The 5,307-nt window shown below is 68.6% G+C and carries 5 protein-coding genes; 1 reads left to right on the forward strand and 4 read right to left on the reverse strand.

Annotation, left to right across the window (positions count from 1 at the left end):
- From ACFYX0_RS46595 to ACFYX0_RS46605, 3 genes are all read right to left on the reverse strand, one after another.
- Positions 1-238 (reverse strand): hypothetical protein (locus ACFYX0_RS46595; RefSeq protein WP_388981612.1); only part of this gene is annotated, 238 nt, incomplete at its 3' end.
- A gap of 519 nt (positions 239-757) precedes the next feature.
- Positions 758-1,054, reverse strand: coding sequence for a hypothetical protein (locus ACFYX0_RS46600; protein ID WP_388981615.1), 297 nt, complete (start codon positions 1,052-1,054; stop codon positions 758-760).
- A gap of 772 nt (positions 1,055-1,826) precedes the next feature.
- The gene (locus ACFYX0_RS46605; protein ID WP_388981618.1) at positions 1,827-2,063 is read right to left on the reverse strand and encodes a hypothetical protein; all 237 of its coding nucleotides are present in this window, start codon (positions 2,061-2,063) and stop codon (positions 1,827-1,829) included.
- 183 nt (positions 2,064-2,246) lie between these two features.
- Here ACFYX0_RS46605 and ACFYX0_RS46610 point away from each other — a divergent pair, with 183 nt between their 5' ends.
- Complete coding sequence (locus tag ACFYX0_RS46610) at positions 2,247-3,683, forward strand: purine-cytosine permease family protein (protein ID WP_388981621.1); 1,437 nt, start codon at positions 2,247-2,249, stop codon at positions 3,681-3,683.
- 311 nt (positions 3,684-3,994) lie between these two features.
- Here ACFYX0_RS46610 and ACFYX0_RS46615 read toward each other — a convergent pair whose 3' ends face one another.
- Positions 3,995-4,447 (reverse strand): SRPBCC family protein, encoded by a 453-nt coding sequence (locus ACFYX0_RS46615; protein ID WP_388981624.1) that lies wholly within the window; start codon positions 4,445-4,447, stop codon positions 3,995-3,997.
- Positions 4,448-5,307 lie beyond the last annotated feature (860 nt).

Consider the following 5,307-nt stretch of genomic DNA (forward strand, 5'->3'; position numbering starts at 1 on the left):
CCGCGTCGGAAGCCCCGGGATCAAGGCCCGCCCACTGCGACGCACTCTCAAGATCCACACTGCGGCTCCAGCCGGCGTTCACCCAGCAACGCGGCTCACCCGGCCCCGAGGCCGCGACCGCGCCATTCAGTACCCCGACAACGTCTCCGGCACTCACCCCCACTGCCCTGGCGATCGCCTTCACCGACCGACCCTGCTGATCAAGGAGCCGCACCCGCGCAACAAGCAACTCATCCACAGCCGCACCCTACGGCCAACGCCAAGCACCCAGGAGCCGAACGCCAGCAGTCACACCCACCCGAGCGACCCAGCGAAAACCGCGAAAGTCGAGCGCCACGCTCACTCAGCCCAAAATGGAGCACGGTGGCCCACCGCTAACCGGCAGTGGGCCGTCTACCGTAGAGGCATGGGCGCGATCGTCGTCGAGTACGAGCTCGACAGTTCGGTGGGCATGCGTGCCTCCCCGAGCGGGGCGCCGGGTGAGGCACGGACCGTCCGCCGGGTGCATCCGGCGCCCCCAGGGACGCGCGAGAGGACCGCGGACTTTGTGCGGCAAGAACGCCTTCGCTACTGATACGGCCTGCCACAAGCCATCCGAGCACGCTGAGGCGCCTTGGTCCCCCGCAGAGTACGCGTCCGTGATGTGCCCCGACTGCGATGCCGTGATGGCGACCTGACGGTCGTCACCGGCTGCCCCGCCGTCGATGCGTCGCCAAGGGGACCGCCGCGGCGTGCCGTGGCACCCGTTCGCGGACGGCTACTTCGGCGGGATGGTCAGTTCACGGCCGCGGTAGAACCCTTCCCGCTCCTCGACGACGTACGGGGCCATGGCCCTACGCCGGCGGGCCTCCGGCTCGGAATTCCGCCAGGAGTCGCATGCCTCCTGGGAGTCCCAGAACGACACCCCGGTGATCTCCTGTCCGTCCTCGGACCAGTACGCACAGGCGCGGCGCAGACCTTGCGGGTAGGGGGCGGGACGCCATGCCCTCTCGAACTCCTCGAAGGTGCCCGGCTGAAGCCGGCGCGTCGTCACCCAGACGAAGTGCTCCTCCATCGCAGCCTCCCTTCGCAACGCCGGTTCGGCTTGTCGGCCCCTGTCAGACCACCGTAGGTCCACAGCACTGCTTCTGCCTCGGCGGCGATCGCGGCGCAGCAGAGGATCTGGGCGCGGTTGCGGACCGCGCCGGCCTGGTGTCGTTGGACTGTTTTCGATCGTGAGGTGCCGGACGGACCATGGACGTGGCCCGGAGCGTGTTCGCGGCTGCACCCCCTGTGTGTCGGTCGGTGGTATGAGCGATGAAGGGTTCGATCCGGATCGGGAGTGTGCGCGGGGTGGCGGTGTGGAGTGTGCCGTTGATCATGCTGTCCTTCGCATGCGGTCCGGCAGGCCGGACCCTGCCCAGGTATACGCCGGGCCTGGCGTCGGCCACGTACGCGATCGCCGGAGTGGCCGGCGCTCTGCTGCTGCTGGTGAGCGCGCATACGAGAAAGGCGGCGTGCGCAGCAGGGCTGCACAACCTGCCCAGGGACCTGCACAGACGAGTGCTGAGAGCTGATGCGCCCTCCGCCCCGTCTGTTGCGCACACCCTGGCAGTCGGCGTGCGCAGCCATCGCAAGAGGAGCTGCCTCCGGTGGGGCACGCGATGCATGGGCCCGGCCGCCTGGCAGGCATGCGCCGGCAAGTCTCGGTCTGCGGCCGCGGATACAGGGCCGGGCAGGCGGCCTGTCGCCGGCCTGTAGTGGGGGCCGCAGTCGGGCCGACCACGACCGCTACCACTGGTCCCGTATCCCCGCCGTGAACATGGTCAGGGCCTGACGGTCGATGGTCAGTCGGGGCCTGCGGGTGTGGCGTCGAACGGGTACTCGTCGCGCTCCAGGCCGTTGGAGGGGCCGGGGGCGGTCTGCGTGCAGGCGCCCTGCGTTACCAGGCGGTTGGTGCTGGTCTGGGCGTCGTGGATGTGCCGCGCCACCGCCCCGCTTCCGGCCCTGCTCGTCCTGGCCGGGGCGGAGGTCACCCATGGGACACGGTCGAGATGCGTGACCACGGCCGGCGACAAGGCCACTCACACCGATCCATCGCCAGGTGCCCCTGCTCGACCTGCGAATTCAGGATGGAAACTCCTCATTCAGGCTCATGACGCGCTCCCCCTTGACAATCTATTCAACATCAAGAACTCTGCATGGCGTTATGCAGACCTGGCAGTCCATGGTCCGCAGACAACGGGACCGAGGAGGGACAACGGATCATGGCAGAGGCTCTTGTCGAGCAACACTCCATCGACGTCGTACCGGACGAGGAACGACACGGCACCGCCTTCTCACAGTTCACGCTCTGGCTCGGTGCCAACCTCCAGATCACCGCCGTGGTGACCGGCGCACTCGCCGTCGTCTTCGGCGGGGACGTCGTCTGGTCACTGGTCGGCCTTGTGGTGGGCAACGCGCTGGGCGGCGCTGTGATGGCACTGCATTCCGCGCAGGGCCCCAAGCTCGGCCTCCCGCAGATGATCCAGTCGCGCGCCCAGTTCGGCGTGCGCGGCGCGGTGGTCCCGCTGCTGCTCGTGATCCTGATGTACGTCGGGTTCTTCGCGAGCGGCTCCGTGCTCGCGGGCCAGGCGGTCGGCCAGCTCACCCACACCAGCCACACCACAGGCATCGTGATCTTCGCCGTGGTCACGGCGGTCATGGCGGTTGTCGGCTACCGCGTCATCCACGCCCTCGGCCGGTTCGCGAGCATCATCTGCGCGCTCGCCTTCGTCTACCTGGGCATACGCCTGCTCGACCACGCCGATCTGTCGACGCTGCTGAAGAACGCGCACTTCTCGCTGCCGATGTTCCTCCTCGCCATGTCGCTGTCGGCGTCCTGGCAGCTCGCGTTCGGGCCGTACGTCGCGGACTACTCCCGCTATCTGCCCCGCACCACCTCCGGCCGGGCCACCTTCTGGTGGACCCTGTCGGGCTCCGCGCTCGGCTCGCAGTGGTCGATGACGTTCGGCGTACTGGTGGCGGCGACGGCGGGCGACAAGTTCCTCGCGAACCAGGTCGGCTACGTCGTCGGCCTCGGCGGCGCGGGCCTGATCGCGTCGTTCCTCTACTTCGTGATCGCGCTCGGCAAGCTGACCGTCAACGTGCTCAACACCTACGGCGGCTTCATGTCGATGGTCACCAGCGTCAGCGGATTCCGCGGCCAGCGCGTACTCTCGCAGCGCGGCCGGGCCGCGTACATCGCGCTGATCATGATTGCGGGCACGGCGGTCGCGCTCCTCGGCAAGGACAGCTTCCTGGCATCGTTCAAGGACTTCCTGCTCTTCCTGCTGACCTTTTTCACGCCGTGGTCGGCGATCAACCTCGTCGACTACTACCTGATCTCGAAGGAGCGGTACGACATCCCGGCGCTCTTCGACCCGCAGGGCCGCTACGGGGCTTGGCGCTGGGACGCACTCGCGGTCTACGCAGTAGGTCTGCTCGCCCAACTTCCGTTCCTCGCCACGGCCTTCTACACGGGCCCGCTGGTCGCCCCGCTGGGCGGCGCGGACATCTCCTGGATCGTCGGGCTCGTGGCGACCGCGCTGCTGTACTGGCTCCTCGCCCGGCGAAGCCCAGCACTGCCCGCAGGGACGGAACCCACCACCAGAACCGGAGCTGGCCTCAAAGCCGAAGCCGAAGCCGAAGCCGACCACGTATAACACCGCGTCCCATGCGGCGAAGCAGACGAACGTTCCAGACGCTGCCAGCCGAGTCACCGACCGACGCCGGGTTCTGTATCGAAGCAGCGTGGGCGAGCGACGATCCGGGATACGCCGTCGGCGCCGAGCCGGCGCCGCGGCTGAAGAAGGTGCAGGTCGGGATCGGCCCTGCCTGCCGGGGTCGAGTGGTTACGGTGGCCCCCTCTGTGAGGGTGGCCGGGGCTCGCCGGGGCCTCCGACAGGCCCCGGCACACCCACCTGCATGGCCCTCTGCGCCAGGTGGGTCGCCACAGGCCGCGAAGGCCGCCCGGTCAGTCAGCCTGGGTCTGGCCTGCTTCGAGCAGTTGCTTGAGGCGAGCCAGATCCTTGGTGTTCGCCCGGCGCATCGCGGCGGCCATCATCGGCGCCGCGACCTTCGCGAAGCCGACGGGTTCGCCGCGGTTGCGCAGGGTCATCCGCGTGTGTGTCGCGTTGACGGGTTCCCAGGTGTAGGTGGTCTGCATCGGAAACGGGCCCTGCGCTGTCCGCATCACCGTCCGGTCGGGTCCGTACTCGACGACCTCATAGGTGTAGGTGAGGGTGCGCCCGAGGAAGTTCGCCACGAAATCCAGCTGCGAGCCGACGACGAGCGGCGGCTCGGTACGCCAGCGAACGGAGGCGATGTTCACGTACCACTCGGGCGCCTTGTCGGGGTCGCCGGCGTAGGCGGCCACCTCGGCGCGCGGACGGGCGATTACGGTCTCGGTCAGCACGTCGACGGCCACGGTCTTCTCCTGAACCGTGCCAGCTTCACATGGTGACGGACCGTTCGCTCCTGTCGGGGCGACGCGCCGGAGCGAAGCCCTGCAACCCGGGTGGGGGCGTCCACGGCGCCGCTGGCCCTGCATGGCATACAAGGCCACGCAGGGCGGTGATCTTACGGGGTCCCGTAAGTGTCACCTTGGCCACGCGCCGCGGTGACCGGAACCGCGTGGCCGAGCGCCACCAGCCGGGGTGGCGTCGTGACCAGCAATCGTGGTTCCGAAGTCCCGTTCGCCCGTGATCGCAATCGCGGGAATTTTTGAGCCGCTGCCCGGCGCGGCCGAGAGAGCTGAGCTGTTCGGCGCTCAGCTCCAGCGCCTCCACGTCGGTGCGCAGGGCTGCGAGGTCAACCGCCGGGCGGGCCTTCACCGCCCGGCTGGTTGCTCCTGGGGAAGAGGAGCAGCTGTCCGGGCGTCGCCTTCGGATGGTGCGCAGCCGTGCCGTAAAGGGGTCGGCCGGTGCCGCGTGAGGTGCGCAGCCGGGCGGTGATGACGCGGGCGGCAGTGGTGCACCCACCGTCAGTGAAGTCGCATAGGACGCGCCTTGTCTTGCTGCGGGTTGGAAGCCTAAAGAACTCCCATCTTCGCAGGTCACAAGGCACGTCCTCTCCATGGGGGCACCGTCAGCCGGTCACCGATCGATGGAGCCAGGCTGAGGGACCAGGTCGGCTGATTCGTCGGCACCCGCAATGGCGTGCCTCACGCCCCACCCTGCCGTCAGGCGGATAGTTGAAGTGCTCTCCCGGCTGAAGCCGGGAGATTCCTGCTTACCTTGCGGTAGCGGGCTTGACGCGCTTCGCGCGCCTGACGACTGCCCTCCCGGC

The organism is Streptomyces sp. NPDC002573, from assembly GCF_042889625.1.
Classification (GTDB): Bacteria; Actinomycetota; Actinomycetes; order Streptomycetales; family Streptomycetaceae; genus Streptomyces; species Streptomyces gibsoniae.